This is a genomic window from Cryptosporangium arvum DSM 44712, assembly GCF_000585375.1.
Lineage (GTDB): Bacteria > Actinomycetota > Actinomycetes > Mycobacteriales > Cryptosporangiaceae > Cryptosporangium > Cryptosporangium arvum.
On record NZ_KK073874.1, the window covers coordinates 3525030 to 3544521 of the forward strand.

Consider the following 19492-nt stretch of genomic DNA (forward strand, 5'->3'; position numbering starts at 1 on the left):
CGCTTGCGAGACGACAGGAAGGTCCATCGGCGATGGCGAACGAAGAGCAGCTCGTCGAATACCTCAAGTGGGTCACCGCGGATCTGCACCAGACCCGGCAGCGACTCGAAGAGGCCGAGGCCGGTCAGCGTGAACCGGTCGCGATCGTCGGCATGGCTTGCCGTTACCCCGGCGGTGTCGCCGGGCCCGATGACCTGTGGCGGCTCGTCGTCGACGGCGGCGACGCGATCGCCGGGTTCCCGCGTGACCGCGGCTGGGACCTCGACGCGCTCGACGGTGACGGCCTGGGGCGCAGCGCCGCCGGCGCGGGTGGTTTCCTCTACGACGCGGCCGGTTTCGACGCCGGGTTCTTCGGGGTCTCGCCGCGTGAGGCACTGGCGATGGACCCGCAGCAGCGGCAGGTGCTGGAGACGGCCTGGGAAGCCGTGGAGAGCGTCGGGCTGGACCCCACCGGTCTGCGCGGCACGTCGACCGGCGTGTTCCTCGGGAACATGTACGCCGACTACGGCTACGTCCTGATGGGCGCGCAGGAGGACGTGCAGGGGCACGCGTCGACCGGCACCGCGTCCAGCGTGCTGTCCGGCCGGTTGTCGTACCTGTTCGGGCTGGAGGGGCCGGCGGTCACGATCGATACGGCGTGCTCGTCGTCGCTGGTCGCGCTGCACCTGGCGGTGCAGGCGCTGCGTGGCGGCGAGTGCGACCTGGCGCTGGCCGGCGGCGTGACGGTCATGGCGACGTCGACCACGTTCGCGGGTTTCACCCGCCAGGGTGGGCTCGCCGCCGATGGCCGGTGCAAGTCCTATGCCGACGCGGCGGACGGCGTCGGCTGGGGTGAGGGCGCCGGCATCCTCGTGGTCGAGCGGCTCGCCGACGCCGTGCGGAACGGGCACGAGGTGCTCGCGGTCGTGCGCGGCTCCGCGGTCAATCAGGATGGTGCTTCCAACGGCCTCACGGCCCCGAACGGACCGTCGCAGCAGCGGGTGATCCGCGCCGCGCTCGCCGCCGCCGGGCTCGGCGTCGCCGATGTCGACGTCGTGGAGGGGCACGGCACGGGCACGGTGCTCGGTGACCCGATCGAGGCGCAGGCGCTGCTCGCGACCTACGGTGCGGGGCGCCCGGCGGATCGGCCGCTGCTCCTGGGCTCGATCAAGTCCAACATCGGGCACACCCAGGCCGCGGCCGGGGTGGCCGGGGTGATCAAGATGATCCAGGCGATGCGGCACGGGCTGGTGCCCCGCAGCCTGCACCTGGATCGGCCGTCGTCGCACGTGGACTGGGAGTCCGGCGCGGTCCGGCTGCTCGACGAGGCCGTCGACTGGCCCACGGTGGACCGCCCCCGCCGGGCGGCCGTCTCGTCGTTCGGGATCAGCGGCACGAACGCCCACGTCATCCTCGAACAGCCCCCGGTCCCCGAGCCCGAGGCACCGGCGCCGGACGCGCTGGTGCCGTGGGTAGTGTCGGCGAAGTCCGCGCCGGCGCTGGAGGAGCAGGTGGCGCGCCTGCGTGAGCTGACCGGCCTCCGCTATGCCGACGTCGGTCACGCGCTGACCACGCGCTCGCTCTTCGACCACCGCACGGTCCTGCTCGCCGACCCGGCCACCGGCACCACCGTCCGCCCGGTCGGGCCGGGCGAACCGGACGCGCCGGTGCAGGCGACCGGCGTCGGCGTCGTGTTCACCGGCCAGGGCGCGCAGCGCCTGGGCATGGGACGTGAGCTGTACGAGCGGTTCCCGGTGTTCGCCGAGGCCCTGGACGAGGTGCTGGCGGGGTTCCCGGGTGAGGTCCGCGACGTGATGTGGGGCGACGACGACGCCCGCCTGTCGGAGACCGGCTGGACCCAGCCCGCGCTGTTCGCCGTCGAGGTCGCGCTGTGGCGCCTGCTCGAGTCGTTCGGAATCAAGGCCTCGGCCGTGGCCGGGCACTCGATCGGCGAACTGTCCGCCGCGCACGTCGCCGGGGTGCTCTCGCTGCCCGACGCGTGCACGCTCGTCGCCGCGCGGGCCTCGCTGATGCAGGCGCAGCCGAACGGCGGCGCGATGGTCTCGGTGCGCGCCGGTGCCGACGTCGTGGCCCCGCTGCTCGGCGACGACGTGTCGATCGGCGCGTTCAACACCCCCGACTCGGTCGTCATCTCCGGTCCCCGCGCGGCGGTCGACCGGGCCGTCGACGCGTTCACCGCGCTGGGGCACACCTGCACCCGGCTCGGGGTCTCGCACGCGTCCCACTCGGCGCTGATGGAGCCGGTCGTCACTCCGCTCACCGCTGTCGCCGCCGGTCTGGACCTGCGGCCGCCGCTGCTGCCGCTGGTGTCGGGGATGTCCGGCACGCTGGTCACCGACGAAGTGACCGACCCGGCCTACTGGGCGGCGCAGGTCCGCCGCCCGGTGCGCTTCGCCGACGCCGTCGCCGCCCTGCGTGACACCGGTGTCGGGACGATCATCGAGGTCGGCCCGGACGGTGTGCTCACCGCGCTGGTGGCCGACTGCCTCACCGGCGACGACGACCCGGCCGCGATCGCGCTCCAGCGCAAGGACCGGCCCGAGGTCGTGTCGCTGTACACCGGGCTGGCCCGCCTGTTCGCCCGGGGCGTTCCGATCGACTGGGCACCGGCCTTCGACGGCCTGGAATCCCGGCGGATCACGCTGCCGACCTACCCGTTCCAGCACGAACGGTTCTGGCCGACGGCCGCGCCGCGCCTCGGCGACGCCACCGGGCTCGGCCTCGGCGCGGCCGGGCACCCGCTGCTGGCCGCGGTCGTGGAGCTCGCCGACGGCACCGGTGTCGTGCTCACCGGCATGATCTCGCTGGGCACCCACCCCTGGCTGGCCGATCACCGCGTCGGCGGGGTCGTGATGGTGCCGGGTACCGCGCTGCTGGAGCTGGCCGTGCGGGCCGGTGACCAGATCGGCCTCCCACGGGTCGACGAGCTGACGCTGATCGCGCCGCTGGTGCTCGACGGCGACCGGCCGGCCCGGATCCAGGTGCGGGTGTCGGACCTGACCGTCGGCGTCTACTCGCGGCCCGCCGGTGACGCCGACGGCCCCTGGATCCAGCACGCCACTGGAACGCTCGCCCCGCCCGACCCCGCCGTCGTCACCGGCGCGAGCTGGCCGCCGGACGACGCGACCGAGGTCGACCTGGACGGTGTCTACGAGCGGCTCGCGGGCGACAGCCTCACCTACGGGCCGGTGTTCCAGGGGCTGCGGCGGGTCTGGCGCGGCACCGGGGGAGCGGCGTACGCCGAGGTGGAGCTCCCGCCCGAGCAGACCGACGCGGCGGCCTGGTTCGGGCTGCACCCCGCGTTGCTCGACGCCGTGCTGCACGCGAGCGTGTTCGTGGACGGACTCGCCTCCGGCGGGCTGCCGTTCGTGTTCTCCGGCGTGACCCTGCACGCCGCCGGTGCCACGATGCTGCGCGCGCGGCTGGACCCGACGCCGACCGGCCTGCGCATCTCGGCCGTCGACGCCGCCGGGGCGCCGGTCGTCACCGTCGACGAGCTCGTCCTGCGAGCCCCAGTAGCCGCGGTGGCCCCGGCCGCCGCTCCCGACGTGGTGTACGGGGTCGACTGGGTGCCGTCGCCCATCGAGGCGGGCCCGGACCCGGTGTGGGTGACGCACGGCGCCGGGACCGACGGCGCGGAGCTGGTGGTGCTTCCGGTGGAGTCGCCGGAGGAGGAGTTGCCGGGTGCGGCGCACACGGTGGCGGTGGACGTGTGGGAACACGTCCGGGACTGGGTGGCGCGCGCGGACGGTGTTCCGCTGCTGGTGGTGACGTCCGGCGCGGTGGGCGTCGAACCCGGTGACGTGGTCGATCCGGCGGTGGCGCCGGTGTGGGGTCTGGTGCGGGCGGCGCAGGCGGAGCATCCGGGCCGGTTGTTACTGGTGGACGTGGAGGACCTGGACGACCTTCCGGCGGTGTTGCCGGGTGTGGTGGCGGTGCTGGCGAGCGGTGAGCCGCAGGCGGTGGTCCGCGACGGCATCGTCCGCATCGCACGCCTCGCCGCGACGACCGGCGGCCTCACCGAGCCCGGCGGCGCCGCATGGCGCCTGGCGATCGACGCACCGGGTGCGCTCGACAACCTGCGCCTGACCGAGTGTCCGAGCGTGACCGAGCCGCTCACCGGCCGCCAGGTGCGGATCGCGGTGCGCGCGGCGGGCGTCAACTTCCGGGACGTGCTGACCACGCTCGGCATGTACCCCGGCGACGGGCTCGTGCTCGGCCAGGAGGGTGCGGGCGTGGTGGTCGACGTCGGCCCGGACGTCACCAGGTTGCGCCCCGGAGACCGCGTCCTGGGACTGATCGCCGACGCGTTCGGCCCAGTGGCGATCACCGACGAGCCCTACCTCGTCCCCGTACCGGCCGGGTGGTCCGACGACGTCGCCGCCTCCGTGCCGCTGGCGTTCCTCACCGCGTTCTACGCGCTCACCGACCTCGGCGCGGTGCGGCCGGGTGACCGGGTGCTCGTGCACGCCGCCGCCGGTGGCGTCGGGATGGCCGCGGTGCAGTTGGCCCGCCACCTGGGCGCTGAGGTGTTCGCCACGGCGAGTGAGAGCAAGTGGGACACGTTGCGGTCGCTGGGTCTGGACGACGCGCACATCGCATCGTCCAGGACGCTCGAGTTCGAGGAGCGGTTCCGGGCCACCGGCGTCGACGTCGTGGTCAACTCGCTCAGCGGCGAGTTCATCGACGCGTCGCTGCGGCTGCTCAGCCCGGGCGGCCGTTTCGTCGAGATGGGCAAGACCGACCTCCGGACGCCGGACGTGAACTACCGGGCGTTCGACCTGATCGAAGCCGGTCCCGACCGGACCCAGGAGATGCTCGCAGAGCTGGTCGCCCTGTTCGCCGCCGGCCGGCTGCGTCCGCTCCCGATCACCACCTGGGACGTGCACCGCGCCGCCGAGGCGTTCCGGCACATGAGCCTGGCCAAACACGTCGGCAAGCTGGTGCTGCGGATCCCACGGCAGTGGGACCCCGAGGGCACCGTGCTGATCACCGGCGGCACCGGTGGTCTCGGTGCGCTGCTCGCCGAACACCTGGTGACCTCGCGCGGCGCCCGCCGCCTGGTGCTGGCCAGCCGGAGTGGTCCGGACGCGCCCGGCGCGGCGGAGCTGGTCGAGCGGCTGACCGCCGCGGGTGCGGAAGTACTTACCGTGGCCTGCGACGTCGCTGATCGGGACGCGGTGGAGCGGCTCGTGGCGGAGTGCCGGCCGCTGACTGCCGTGGTGCACACCGCAGGTGTGCTGGACGACGCGGTGATCACGACGCTGACCCCGGAACGTCTGAGCGGGGTGCTGCGCCCGAAGGCGGACGCCGCGTGGTGGTTGCACGAGGCGACGAAGGACGACGACTTGGCGGCGTTCGTGCTGTATTCGTCGATATCGGGCGTGCTGGGTGCGGCCGGACAGGCGAACTACGCCGCCGCGAACACGTTCCTGGACGCGCTGGCCTACGTCCGGCCCGGGGCGTTGTCGCTGGCCTGGGGGGCCTGGACGGCCGGCGCGGGCATGACCGGCGCCCTGCGTGACGAGGACATGGCCCGCCTCAACCGGTCCGGGATGCCGCCCCTCACCCCCGAGCAGGGACTGTCGCTGCTGGACAGCGCGCTGCTTCGACCCGACCGGCCGCTCGCCGTCCTCACCAGGATCAACCCGGCCGCGCTCGCCGCGCAGCAGGGTCTCCTCCCGCCGCTGCTGCACGGGCTCGTGCCCACCCGTCGTCGCACCGCGGCGGCCGCGACCGGCGGCGACGCCGGACTCGCCGACCGGCTCCGCGCCCTCCCGGCGGACAAGCGCGTCCGAGCCGTCCTCGACCTGGTGCGCGCCGAGGCCGCCACCGTCCTCGGTTACGCCTCATCCGACGAGGTCACGCCCGACCGCGAGTTCCGCCGGCTCGGCTTCGACTCGCTCACCGCGGTGGAACTGCGCAACCGCCTGGCCACGGTGACCGGTCTGCGGCTCACGTCCACGCTGGTCTTCGACTACCCGACCCCGGCCACCCTCGCCGAACACGTCCTCGGCCGGATCATCGACGTCGACGCCCGGCCCGCCGCCCCGCCCGCCCGCCCCGTCCCGGTCGCCGACGAACCGATCGCGATCGTCGGCATGGCCTGCCGCTTCCCCGGTGGTGTCGACAGCCCCGACGACCTGTGGCGGGTGGTCGCCGACGGCGTCGACGCGATGAGCGCGTTCCCCGAGGACCGCGGCTGGGACCTCGCCGCGCTCACCGACGGCACCAGCGCCACCACCGTCGGCGGGTTCGTGCACGACGTCGCCGACTTCGACGCCGCCTTCTTCGGCATCTCGCCACGCGAGGCCCTCGCGATGGACCCGCAGCAGCGCCTCGTGCTGGAGTCCGCCTGGCAGGCGCTCGAACGCACCGGCATCGATCCGACCGGTCTGCGCGGCACCCAGACCGGCGTGTTCATGGGCACTGTCGGCCAGGACTACGGGCACCTGCTCATCGGCGCGCGGGAGGACGTCGAGGGGCACACCGTCAGCGGCCTGTCGACGAGCGTCATCTCCGGGCGGCTGTCGTACTCGTTCGGCCTGGAGGGACCGGCGGTCACCGTCGACACCGCCTGCTCGTCGTCGCTGGTCGCGCTGCACCTCGCGGCGCAGGCGCTGCGCGGTGGGGAGTGCGACCTCGCGCTGGCCGGCGGGGTCACCGTGATGGCCACCTCGGGAGGCTTCTCGGCGTTCACCCGGCAGGGCGGCCTGTCCGGCGACGGCCGCTGCAAGGCCTTCGCCGACGGCGCCGACGGCACCGGCTGGTCCGAGGGCGTCGGTGTGCTCGTGGTCGAGCGGCTCTCCGACGCCCGCCGCCGCGGCCACGAGGTCCTCGCGGTCGTCCGTGGCTCCGCCGTCAACCAGGACGGCGCCTCCAACGGCATCACCGCCCCGAACGGGCCCTCGCAGCAGCGCGTCATCCGCACGGCGCTGGCCGCGGCCGGGCTGCGCGCCGCCGACGTCGACGCCGTCGAGGGGCACGGCACCGGCACGGTGCTCGGTGACCCGATCGAGGCGCAGGCGCTGCTCGCGACGTACGGGCAGGACCGCCCCGACGACCGGCCGCTGCTGCTGGGCTCGATCAAGTCGAACATCGGCCACACCCAGGCCGCGGCCGGTGTCGCCGGTGTGATCAAGATGGTGCAGGCGATGCGCCACGGCGTGCTGCCCGCGTCGCTGCACGTCGACGCCCCGTCGTCGCACGTGGACTGGGACGCCGGAGCCGTGCGTGTGCTCGCCGGGCCCGCCGGGTGGCCCGCGGTGGACCGCCCCTGGCGCGCCGGTGTCTCGTCGTTCGGCATCAGCGGCACGAACGCCCACGTCATCCTGGAGCAGGGCGACGCCGCGGCGGCCCTCGCGCCGGACGCCGCTGTGGCGTCCCTCGCGCCGGGAGGCGACGCGGTCGTGCCACTGCCGGTGTCCGCGCGCTCCGAGGACGCGCTGACCGAGCAGGTCCGGCGGTTGCGGGACTGGATCGCCGACCGGCCGGGAACCCGGTTCGCCGACGTCGGGCACTCGCTGGCCGAGCGCTCGACGTTCGAGCACCGCACCGTCCTGCTCGCCGACCCGGCCACCGGCGACCTCGTCCGCGCCGCCGCCGGGTCCGGCCGGGCCGGTGCCGAGGTCGGCGTCGTCTTCACCGGCCAGGGCGCGCAGCGCCTGGGCATGGGACGTGAGCTGTACGAACGGTTCCCGGTGTTCGCCGAGGCCTTGGACGAGGTGCTGGCGGGGTTCGCCGGTGAGGTCCGGGCCGTGATGTGGGGTGACGACGAGGGCGCGCTGGCGCAGACCGGGTTCGCGCAGCCCGCGTTGTTCGCGGTCGAGGTGGCGCTGTGGCGGCTGCTCGAGTCGTTCGGGATCCGCGCGGCCGTCGTCGGCGGGCACTCGATCGGGGAGGTTACCGCCGCGCACGTCGCCGGGGTGCTGACGCTTTCCGACGCGTGCGAGCTGGTCGCGGCCCGGGCCGGCCTGATGCAGGCGCTCCCGGCCGGTGGTGTGATGGTGGCCGTGCGCGCCGGCGTCGACGCGGTGACGCCGTTGCTGACCGACGGAGTGTCGATCGCGGCCGTGAACGCCCCCGAATCGGTGGTGCTCTCCGGGGACCGCGACGCCGTCGACCGCGTCGTGGGTGCGCTGGGGGTCGAGAGCACCCGGCTCAGCGTGTCGCACGCGTTCCACTCCGCGCACATGGACCCGATGCTCGCTCCGCTCACCGAGGTCGCCGCCGGGCTGTCGCTCCACGCGCCCGCGGTGCCGCTGATCTCCGGTGTCACCGGCGCGGCCGTCGAGGACGAGCTGTCCGACCCCGCGTACTGGGCCGCGCAGGTGCGCGAGCCGGTGCGCTTCGCCGACGTCGTCGCCGGGATGGACGACGTGGACGTGATCCTGGAGGTCGGCCCGGGCGGGGTGCTCGCCGCGCTGATCGACGAGCGGGCGGCGGTGGCGGCGCTGCGCAAGGACCGGCCCGAGGTCGCGGCACTGTTCAGCGGGCTGGCGGGCCTGTACGCCCACGGCGTTGCGGTCGACTGGGCACCGGCGTTCGGCGGTCTGAACCCCCGTCGGCTGCCCCTCCCGACGTACGCGTTCCAGCGTCGCCGGTTCTGGCCGTCGTTCGTCGGCCGTGGCGGCGACGCCTCCGGGCTCGGGCTCGGCACGGGCGGGCACCCGCTGGTGTCGGCGGCGGTGGAGCTCGCCGACGGTACCGGTGTGGTGCTCACCGGCATGATTTCGCTGGGTACGCACCCGTGGCTGGCCGATCACCGGGTCGGTGCGGTCGTGATGGTGCCGGGTACCGCGCTGCTGGAGCTGGCGGTGCGGGCCGGTGACCAGATCGGGCTGCCGCGGGTGGAGGAACTCACGCTGCTGTCGCCGCTGGTGCTGACCGACGCGCAGGCGGTGCGGCTCCAGGTGCGCGCGTCCGGGACGACCGTCGAGATCTACTCGCGCCCGGCCGACGAACCGGACGCGCCCTGGGCCCGCCACGCGGCCGGGACGCTAGCCCCGGCCGCCCCGGCCGCCCCGGCCGCCCCGGCCGACCTGGGCGTCGTCGGCGGCGGGAGCTGGCCGCCGGACGGTGCTGCGGACGTGGACGCCGACGGTGTGTACGAGCGGTTCGCCCGCGACGGCCTGGTGTACGGCCCGGTGTTCCAGGGCCTGCGGCGGGCGTGGCGCGGCAGCGGTGGCGAGGTGTACGCCGAGATCGAGCTTCCGGCCCAGCAGGCCGAGACCGCCGCCGCGTTCGGCGTCCACCCCGCGCTCCTCGACGCCGTGCTGCACGCCGGCGTGTTCGTCGAAGGGCCGGCGGAGGGCGGTCTGCCGTTCACGTTCACCGGAGTCACTCTGCACGCGACGGGCGCCTCCGCGGTCCGGGCACGACTCACGTCCACCGGCTCCGGCCTGCGCGTCGACGTTGTCGACGGAACCGGCGCGCCGGTACTGAGCATCGGCGAGATGGTGCTCCGGCCCCCCGCTGCCGCACCGTTCCGCCACGGCACCGACGTGGTGTACGGCCTGGACTGGGCGCCGTCGCCCGTCGGGGCGGGGCCGGCTCCGGTGTGGGTGACCCACGGCGCCGAGACCGACGGTGCCCAGCTGGTCGTGCTTCCGGTGGTGACGCCGGAGGAGGAGTTGCCGGGCGCCGCGCACACGGCGGCGGTGGATGTCTGGGAACACGTGCGGGAGTGGGTGGCGCGCCCGGACGGTGTGCCGCTGCTGGTGGTGACCTGCAACGCGGTGGGCGTCGAACCAGGCGACGTGGTTGATCTGGCCGTGGCGCCGGTGTGGGGTCTGGTGCGGGCGGCGCAGGCGGAGCATCCGGGCCGGTTGCTGCTGGTGGACGTGGAGGACCTGGACGACCTTCCGTCCGTGTTGCCGGGTGTGGTGGCGGTGCTGGCGAGCGGTGAGCCGCAGGCGGTGGTCCGCGACGGCATCGTCCGCGTTCCCCGCGTGACCACCGCCCGGGGACTGGTGGCCCCGGTCGCACCGGCCTGGCGGCTGACGATCGACGACCAGGGCACCTTCGACAACCTCCGCCTGACCGAGTACCCCGCGGCCACCGAGCCGCTCACCGGCCAGGAGGTGCGGATCGCCGTACGCGCGGCCGGCGTCAACTTCCGGGACGTGCTGACCGCCCTCGGCATGTACCCCGGCGAACGCCAGGTGCTCGGCCAGGAAGGCGCCGGTGTCGTGGTCGAGACCGGCCCCGACGTCGAACACCTGCGTGTCGGCGACCGCGTGTTCGGCCTGGTGTCCGGCGGGTTCGGTCCGCTCGCTGTGTCCGCGGAGCCCTACCTGACCCGCACCCCGGACGACTGGGCCGACGAGGTCGCCGCGTCGGTGCCGATGGCGTTCCTCACCGCCCTGTACGGGCTGGTCGACCTCGCGGAGGTCCAGCCGGGCGACCGGGTGCTCGTGCACGCCGCCGCCGGTGGCGTCGGGATGGCCGCGGTGCAGTTGGCCCGGCATCTGGGTGCCGAGGTGTTCGCGACGGCGAGCGAGTCCAAGTGGGACACGTTGCGGTCGCTGGGCTTGGACGACGCGCACATCGCGTCGTCGCGGACGCTGGAGTTCGAGGAGCGTTTCCGCGGGATCGGCATCGACGTGGTGCTCAACTCCCTCAACGGCGAGTTCATCGACGCGTCGCTGCGGCTGCTCAACCCGGGCGGCCGGTTCGTCGAGATGGGTATGACCGAGCCGCGCTCGCCGGACGTCGTCTACCGGGCGTTCGACCTGATCGAGGCCGGGCCGGACCGGGCACGCGCGATGCTGGCCCGGCTGATGGACCTGTTCGCCGCCGGTGACCTGCGGCCGTTGCCGCTGGCCTGCTGGGACGTGCGCCACGCGGCCGAGGCGTTCCGGCACATGAGCCAGGCCCGGCACGTCGGCAAACTGGTGCTGCGGATCCCGCGGCAGTGGGATCCCGACGGCACCGTACTGGTCACCGGCGGCACCGGGGGCCTCGCCGGGTTGCTCGCCGAGCACCTGATCGGCACGTGGGGCATGCGCAGGCTGGTACTCGCCAGCCGCAGCGGCTCGGACGCGCCCGGCGCGGCGGAACTCGTGGAACGTCTGACCGCCGCCGGTGCGGACGCGCGAACCGTGGCCTGTGATGTCGCCGATCGGGACGCGGTGGAGCGGCTCGTCGCGGAGTGCCGTCCGTTGACCGCTGTGGTGCACGCCGCGGGTGTGCTGGACGACGCGGTCGTGACGTCATTGACGCCGGAGCGTCTGAGTGCGGTGTTACGCCCGAAGGTGGACGCTGCCTGGTGGTTGCACGAGGCGACGAAGGACGACGATCTCGCGGCGTTCGTGCTGTATTCGTCGGTGTCCGGGGTGCTGGGCGCGGCGGGGCAGGCGAACTACGCCGCGGCGAACACGTTCCTGGACGCGTTGGCGTACGCCCGGCCCGGCGCGATGTCGCTGGCCTGGGGACCGTGGGCGGCGGGCGTCGGCATGACCGGAACGCTGCGGGACGAGGACGTCGCCCGTCTGACCCGGTCCGGGATGCCTCCCCTCACGCCGGAGCGGGGACTGTCCCTGCTGGACGCGGCCACCCACCGCGCCCCGCAGCCGCTCGCGCTGCTGGCCCGGTTCAGCCCGGTCCCGCAGGTGCCACCGATCCTGCGCAACGTCCTGAGCGCGCCGCGCCGCATCGCGGCCGGCAACCAGACCACGAGCTCACTGCGGCAGCGTCTCGCCACTCTCCCGGCCGACGAGCAGCACACGACGCTCCTCGAGCTGGTCCGCACCGAGGCCGCGCTCGTGCTCGGCCACACCACGGCCGACCCGATCACCCCCGACCTGGAGTTCCGCCGGCTCGGGTTCGACTCGCTGACCGCCGTCGAACTGCGCAACCACCTCGGTACGGTCACCGGCCTGCCGCTGCCCGCGACCCTCGTTTTCGACTACCCCACCCCGCAGCGGCTCGCCGCCCACCTGGTCGGCGAGCTCGTCGAGGCGGTCGGCGGCACCACCGGCCCGGACTCGCATGTCGTCCACGTCACCGACGACCCGGTCGTGATCGTCGGCATGGCCTGCCGGTACCCCGGCGGTGTGGCCGGGCCCGACGACCTGTGGCGGCTCGTGGTCGACGGCGGCGACGCGATCGCCGGGTTCCCGCTCGACCGCGGCTGGGACCTCGAGACGCTCGGCGGCGACGGCCAGGGCCGCAGCGCTACCGGCGCCGGCGGTTTCCTGTACGACGCCGCCGATTTCGACGCCGGGTTCTTCGGCATCTCGCCCCGCGAGGCCCTGGCGATGGACCCGCAGCAGCGGCTCGTGCTGGAGACCGCGTGGGAGGCGGTCGAGCAGGCCGGACTCGACCCGGTCGCGCTGCGCGACTCCCCGACCGGCGTGTTCCTCGGAAACATGTACAACGACTACGGCTACGTCCTGATGGCCACCCAGGAGGACGTGCACGGCCACGCCTCGACCGGCACCGCGTCCAGCGTGCTGTCCGGCCGTCTGTCCTATCTGCTCGGACTGGAGGGCCCGGCGGTCACCGTCGATACGGCGTGCTCGTCGTCGCTGGTCGCGCTGCACCTGGCGGTGCAGGCGCTGCGCGGCGGCGAGTGTGACCTGGCGCTGGCCGGTGGGGTGACGGTGATGTCCACCTCCGGGACGTTCGCGGGCTTCACCCGCCAGGGTGGGCTCGCCGCCGACGGCCGCTGCAAGTCGTTCTCGGACGCGGCGGACGGCGTCGGCTGGTCCGAGGGTGTCGGCATCCTCGTCGTGGAACGCCTTTCCGACGCCCGGCGCCTCGGCCACGACGTGCTCGCCGTCGTCCGCGGCTCGGCCGTGAACCAGGACGGGGCGTCCAACGGGCTCACCGCGCCGAACGGACCGTCGCAGCAGCGGGTGATCCGCGCCGCGCTCGCCGCGGCCGGGCTCGACGCGTCTGACGTCGACGTCGTCGAGGGCCACGGCACGGGCACCGTGCTCGGTGACCCGATCGAGGCGCAGGCGCTGCTCGCGACGTACGGCCAGGACCGGCCCGACGACCGGCCGCTGCTGCTGGGCTCGATCAAGTCCAACCTCGGCCACACCCAGGCCGCCGCGGGAGCGGCCGGGGTGATCAAGATGATCCAGGCGATGCGCCACGGGTTGGTGCCCCGCAGCCTGCACCTGGACGAACCGTCGTCGCACGTGGACTGGGAGTCGGGTGCGATTCGCCTGCTCACCGAGACCGCCGGCTGGCCCGGTGTCGACCGGCCGTGGCGGGCCGGTGTGTCGTCGTTCGGGATCAGCGGCACGAACGCCCACGTCATCCTCGAACAGGCCCCGGCCGCTGAACCGGCCCCGGCGCCGGACGCGCTGGTGCCGTGGGTGGTCTCGGCGAAGTCCGCGCCGGCGCTGGAGGAGCAGGTGGCACGCCTGCGCGACGTGACCGGTCACCGCTACGTCGACGTGGGCTTCTCGCTCACCCGGCGCTCGCTCTTCGACCACCGCGCCGTGCTGCTCGCCGACCCGGTCACCGGCGACGTCACCACGGCCTCCACCGGCTCCGGACGGGGGAGCACCGACGTCGGTGTGGTGTTCACCGGTCAGGGTTCGCAGCGCCTGGGCATGGGACGGGAGCTGTACGAACGGTTCCCGGTTTTCGCGGACGCGCTGGACGAGGTGCTGGCGGGGTTGCCCGGTGAGGTTCGGGCCGTGATGTGGGGCGACGACACGGGCGCGCTGGCGCTGACCGGGTTCGCGCAGCCCGCGTTGTTCGCGGTCGAGGTGGCGCTGTGGCGGCTGCTCGAGTCGTTCGGCGTCCGGGCCGCGGTCGTGGGCGGGCATTCGATCGGCGAGATCACGGCCGCGCACGTCGCCGGCGTGCTGGCGCTGCCGGACGCGTGCGTGCTGGTCGCGGCGCGCGCGGGCCTGATGCAGGCGCTTCCGGCCGGTGGGGTGATGGCCGCGGTGCGGGTCAGCGCCGACGTCGTGGAGCCGCTGCTCACCGAGGGTGTGTCGATCGCTGCGGTGAACACACCGGGGTCGGTGGTGCTCTCGGGGGAGCGGGCCGCGGTGGAGCGCCTGATCGACGTGCTCGGGGCGAAGAGCACGTCGTTGAGCGTGTCGCACGCGTTCCACTCGGCGCTGATGGACCCGATGCTGGAGCCGTTCACGGCCGCGGCCGCCGGGCTCGCGGTGCACGCACCGCGTATTCCGCTGGTGTCGGGCGTGACGGGTGGCCTCGTCGAGGAGGCGCCGGAGCCCGGCTACTGGGCGGCGCAGGTGCGGGAGCCGGTGCGGTTCGCCGACGTGGTCGAGACGATGCGCGGGGCCGGCGTCGGGGCGATTCTGGAGGTGGGCCCGGACGGCGTGCTGACCGCGCTGGCCGCGGACTGCCTGACCGGCCCGGACGCTCCGGCGCCGATCGCGACGCTGCGCAAGGACCGCGGTGAGGAGGTCGGCCTGTACCTGGGGCTGGCCGGACTGCACGTGCGGGGCATCGACGTCGACTGGAGCACGGCGTACGCCGACCGGCGGCCCCGGCGCGTGGGCGTGCCGACGTATCCGTTCCAGCACGAGCGGTTCTGGCCCGCGATGAGGATGCGACCGGTGGACGCCGCCGGACTGGGTCAGGGCATGGCCGACCACCCGATCCTGTCGGCGGTCGTCGACCTGGCCGGCGACGAGGGCGCGGTGCTGACCGGCGTCGTGTCGCTCGGGACCCACCCGTGGCTGGCCGACCACCGCATCGGCGGAACGGTCATGGTGCCCGGTACCGCGATGCTGGAACTGGCCGTCCGCGCCGGTGACCAGGCCGGATACCCGCAGGTCGACGAGCTGACGCTGCTCGCGCCGCTCGTGCTGGAGGGCGCTCGGGCGGTACAGATCCAGGTGCGGGTGACCGGCACCGACGTCAGCATCCACTCCCGCCCGGCCGGCGAGAACGACCAGCCCTGGAGCCAGCACGCCGCCGGCCACCTGGCCGCGGCGGCGAGCCCCCCGTCTCCCGACGACGTCCGGCCACCGGAGGACGCGTCCGAGGTGGACGTCGACCGGGCATACGAACGGTTCGCCGGCGACGGACTCGCGTACGGCCCGGTCTTCTCCGGCCTGCGGCGGGCCTGGCGCGCCCGCAACGGCGACGTGTACGCCGAGATCGTCCTCCCGCCCGAGCAGACCGACGTCGCCGCCGCGTTCGGCATCCACCCCGCGCTTCTCGACGCGGTGCTGCACGCCGGTGCGTTCCTCGTCGACGACGAGGGGCAGCCGATGGCCAGTGGCCTGCCGTTCGTGTTCTCCGGCGTGAGCCTGCACGCGGCCGGCGCCGCGACCGTCCGGGCGAAACTGGAGGTGACCGGCACCGGGCTGCGGGTCTCCGCCGTCGACATCGCCGGTGCACCGGTCGTCACGATCGACCGGGTCGTGCTGCGGAATCCGTCGGCCGCCCCGGCCGGTGCCTCCGCCGCCGTGGTCTACGGGCTCGACTGGACCCTCGCCGACGTGGCGGCGACCGGCCTGCAAGGCCCGCGCTGGACGGTGCTCGGCGCCGACCGGCTGGGTCTGATCGGGGCGTCGGCGGTGGTGGCCGCGTCCCCGGCCGACGTGGCCGACACCGAGCTGGTGGTGCTGCCGGTCGGCGGCGCCCACGGCGACGACGTACCGGGCGCCGCGCACACGACCGTCCTCGACGTCCTCGCGACGCTGCGCGACTGGTTGTCGCACCCGCACCTGGCCGCGGTGCCGCTGCTGGTGGTCACCAGCGGCGCGGTCGGCGTGGATCCGGCCGACGCGGTCGACCCGGTGTTCGCGCCGGTGTGGGGGCTGGTCCGGGCCGCCCAGGCCGAGTACCCCGGCCGGTTCCTGCTCGCCGACGTCGACCGTCCGGAGGTCTTCGAGAAGGTGCTGCCGTCGCTCGCGACCGTGCTCGCCACCGGCGAGCCCCAGGGCGCCGTGCGCGGCGGCGAGGTGCGCACCGCGCGTCTGGCCTCGCTGCCGCCGGTCGAGCGGGTCGGCACTCCCTGGGACCCGGACGGCACCGTGCTCATCACCGGCGGCACCGGTGGCCTCGGTGCGGTGCTCGCCGAGCACCTGGTGTCGGCGTGGGGGATGCGGCGGCTGGTGCTGGCCGGCCGGCGCGGCCCGGACGCTCCCGGCGCTGCCGAGCTCGTCGACCGGCTGACCAGCGCCGGAGCCGACGTGCGGGTGGTCTCCTGCGACGTCACCGACCGCGCCGCCGTCGAGCGGCTGGTCGCCGACGCCCGCCCGCTCACAGCGGTCGTGCACACGGCCGGCGTCATCGACGACGGGGTTCTCACGTCGCTGACCCCGGAGCGGGTCGCGGCGGTGCTGCGGCCGAAGGTCGACGCGGCCTGGTGGCTGCACGAGACCACCGCGGGCGACGACCTCGCCGGGTTTGTCCTGTACTCCTCGGCGTCGGGAGTGTTCGGCACGCCGGGACAGGCCAACTACGCGGCGGCCAACAGCTTCCTCGACGCGCTCGCGGCCCACCGGCGCGCCCAGGGGCAGCCCGCGACGTCGCTCGCCTGGGGGCCGTGGATCGGCACCGCGGGCATGACCAGCACGCTCAGCGAGACGGCGATCGCCCGGCTCACCCGGTCGGGCATGCCGCCCCTCACCGTCGAACAGGGATTGGCGTTGTTCGACGCCGCCCTGGCCAGCGACCGGTCGCTGGCCGTGCTCGCCCGGATCAACACCGCCGCGGCCGCGCGGCAGCCCGGGCCGCTGCCGCCGGTGCTGCGCGGCCTCGTCCCGGCCGTGCGGAGGGCCGCGGCCACCGGTGGCTCCGGCGCCGCCGACCTGCGTCAGCGGCTCGCCCAGCTGCCGGAGACCGAGCGGCGGCAACTGCTGGCCACCGTTCTCCTGGAGAGCGTCGCCGGTCAGCTCGGTCACGGCGACGCCGGTGCGGTCGACCCGGAGCGGGACTTCTTCGACCTCGGCTTCGACTCGCTGATCGCGGTCGAGCTCGCCAACCAGCTCACCCAGCTGGTCGGCATCCGGGTGTCGTCGTCGACGGTGTTCGACCACAACACCCCGGCGCAGCTGACCACCTGGCTGTACGAACAGGTGGAGACGCAGCAGTCGGTAAACGGTGGGCTGGCGCCGGCGGCGGTGGACCCGGACGACACCCTGAGCGGCCTGTTCTACAACGCGGTCACCGCGGGCAAGACCCGGGAGGGCATGAAGATGCTTCTCGCGGTCGCCGCCGCCCGGCCCATGTTCGACTCCCCGGCCGAACTGCCCGAGCTGCCGATGCCGGTGCCGCTCACGACGGGGCCGCGCGGGCCGAAGATCATCTGCGTGTCCGCGCCCGGCGCCGGCGAGGGCATCCACCAGTACACGCGGTTCGCGTCGCACTTCAAGGACCGCCGCGACGTCTCGGCGCTGTCGCTGATCGGGTTCGGCACCGGTGAGCCGCTGCCGTCCACCGGTAAGGCGGCGGCGCGGGTCATCGCCGAGAGCGCGCTGCACGACAGCGACGGGGAGCCGTTCGTGCTGCTCGGCCACTCCTCCGGCGGCACGCTCGCCTACCTGGCGGCCGGTGTGCTGGAGGAGACGTGGGGCGTCAAGCCGGAGGCGATCATCCTGCTGGACACCCTCAGCATCCGGTACGGGCTCGGTGAGGACATCGACTTCGACCCGGTGCTCGGCGCCTACCTGGAAGGAATCAAGTCGGTGGCGCTCAACACCGCCCGACTCTCGGCGATGGCCCACTGGTTCTGGCAGATGATGGCGGTCGACGTGCCGCCGCCGACCGCGCCTACGCTGCTGATCCGCTGCCCGGGATCGGCCGCGACCGTGGCACCGGTCCCGGCCGACGCTACCCGCCTGATCGACGCCAGCCACAGCTCGATCGTCCGCGAGGACGCCGGGGTGACGGTCGGTCTCATCGAGGAGTGGCTGACCAGCTCACTGCCGATCGACGCCTGAAGCACACGGAAGCGCCCGGCCCCGCGGGGCCGGGCGCTTCCGTGTGCTCAGCGGGTGGACAGTTGCGGCAGGGCCTGGAGGAGGTCGGCGGCCGTGGCGCGGCCACCGGCCGCGTGCAGCCGCGCACCGAGCCGCTGCGCCCGGTCGCGGAAGCCGAGGTCGTCCAGGACGCGCGTGAGCTTGTCGACGACGTCGTCCGGGTCGACCCGGTCGGGGTGGTCCAGGGTCAGGCTGATGCCGAGATCCTGGCCGCGGATCGCCTCGTCGTAACAGTCCACCCAGAGCGGCCGGGCAACCTGCGGCTTGCCGAAGTAGACACCCTCGTGGAATCCGTTGCTCCCGGCATGGGTGAAGAAGAGCCGCACGTTCGGGTGGGCCAGCACGTCCAGTTGCGACGGTAACCAGCTCTCGACGCGCAGGTTCGGCGGCAGCTCCTCCGGCAGCCACTCGCGCTGCTCCGGCGGCAACCTCCACAGCAGGTGGTGACGGCCGTCGAGCCGGTGGGCCACCTCCACCATCGCGTGGACCTCGTCGGGTGTGAACCGCGTGATCGTGCCGAAGGCCAGGTAGACGATCGACGGGTGCGCGTCGAGCCAGGCCGACAGGTCGTCGTCGCCGGAGGTCTGGGGGAGCGGCGGCACGACCGTACCGACCATCTTCATCTTCTCCGGGATCCGCAGCGGATAGTCCAGCTCCGGGATCGAGTAGCACAGCACCATCTCCGCGCGAGCGATGATGTCGCTGGTGCCGTCGGCGATTCCGAGCTCCTTGCGCACCGCGGCGTCCTCGGCGACCCGCGCGCGGATCGCCGGCGACACACCCATCGCGGCGTTGCGGAACTTGAAGAGCAGGTTCACGGCCCTCTGCTTCGGCGTCATCACGAACGGCAGGCCCGAGTGCGGCACCGGAAAGCCCCGCGACGCGTGCCCCTTCACGAACGGGATGTGCGGCGCGAGCAGCGTGCTGGGCAGGAACGGGGTGCTCACGACAAACGGGATGCCATGCGTGATCGCGACCTCGCGGCCGAACTGACACAGGCTCTCGACGACGATCAGCGCGGGCCGCACCCGCCGCACGATCTCTTCCAGCCGCCGGTACTTCTCGACGCGCAGCCGCGGGACGAACGTCTTCTCGACGACAGCGCGGTGCGCGCCGAACCGGGAGCCCTGGGTCACCTTGCGGTAGGTCTCGTCGTCCCACGTCTGCGCCGACAGCTCGGGGACGACGTCGCCCAACGACGCGAACTCGACCGGTGTCTCCACCTTCAGCGCGGCGACGTCGTCGGCGCGGATGTCGTCGGTGGCGAACCACAGATCGTCCACGCCGCGCCGGGAGAGTTCCTCCGCCAGCACGAACAGCGGATTGATCAAGCCGGCCTCGGGATAGCTGACGAACAGGATCGGTCGCCGGGCTGAGCCCATCTCAACACCCTTCGCCGGGTCGGGGATCTCGGCCCCCACGCTGGCACGGACAGGTGCTGGAAAACCCCAGAGTCACGCCGGAGAGCGGCGCCCGTTTCTGGGGGTTTTCGGGGTGGCCGCTACCCAGACTGTGCGCGGACGTGTCGAAGATCGGCGCGACCTGGTCACTAGGAGCCGCGC

At 73.9% G+C, this 19492-nt stretch carries 2 protein-coding genes; one reads left to right on the top strand and one right to left on the bottom strand.

Annotated elements, in window-relative coordinates; translation table 11 throughout:
* The first annotated feature begins 32 nt into the window (after nucleotides 1-32).
* On the top strand, nucleotides 33-17891 hold the full coding sequence (locus CRYAR_RS48715; RefSeq protein WP_051570346.1) for a type I polyketide synthase: 17859 nt from the start codon (nucleotides 33-35) through the stop codon (nucleotides 17889-17891).
* A 47-nt stretch (nucleotides 17892-17938) separates the two neighbouring features.
* Here CRYAR_RS48715 and CRYAR_RS16095 read toward each other — a convergent pair whose 3' ends face one another.
* Nucleotides 17939-19312, bottom strand: coding sequence for a glycosyltransferase (locus tag CRYAR_RS16095; protein ID WP_035851734.1), 1374 nt, complete (start codon nucleotides 19310-19312; stop codon nucleotides 17939-17941).
* Nucleotides 19313-19492 lie beyond the last annotated feature (180 nt).